The organism is Polaromonas sp. P1_G2 (genome assembly GCF_056405515.1).
Genome location: NZ_JBFUBY010001156.1, coordinates 1 through 450 on the forward strand (window position 1 = coordinate 1; position 450 = coordinate 450).

The following is a 450-nucleotide window of genomic DNA, read 5'->3' on the forward strand; positions in this document are numbered from 1 at the left end:
TTGCTGACCGCACATCAGTCCGCATGTCTCGAGAAGCTGGTCTAAAGATGCAGATCTTTATCTGCATCAAAAGATTGATTGCTTAAATGATCTCTGTTTGTCCGGTGCTTGAGGCGCTTTCGGAACGATAAGTTCCGCAAGGCCGAACGGCCGTCGCCAACTTTTTGGCGGCCCGTCCGGAGCCCCTCGGGCGTCAGGACAAAACACAGAGATCAAAACCGCTTTCGCGGTTTTGATGATCATTGGCAATGAGAACGATCAAGTGTCAAAAGGGCAATTGGTGGATGCCTTGGCATGCACAGGCGATGAAGGACGTGATACGCTGCGATAAGCCGTGGGGAGCCGCGAATAGGCTTTGATCCATGGATTTCCGAATGGGGGAACCCACTCCTGATGCTTGGTAATCTGGCTCGTCTAATGACGAGCGAGGTTCCAAGCATTGATAAGGAG

Annotated in this window: 1 rRNA gene; it reads left to right on the forward strand. The window is 51.8% G+C overall.

Features of this window, described 5'->3' with window-relative positions:
* Positions 1–256 precede the first annotated feature (256 nt).
* A 23S ribosomal RNA gene (locus AC1D0P_RS29535) occupies positions 257–450 on the forward strand; the annotation flags it as partial.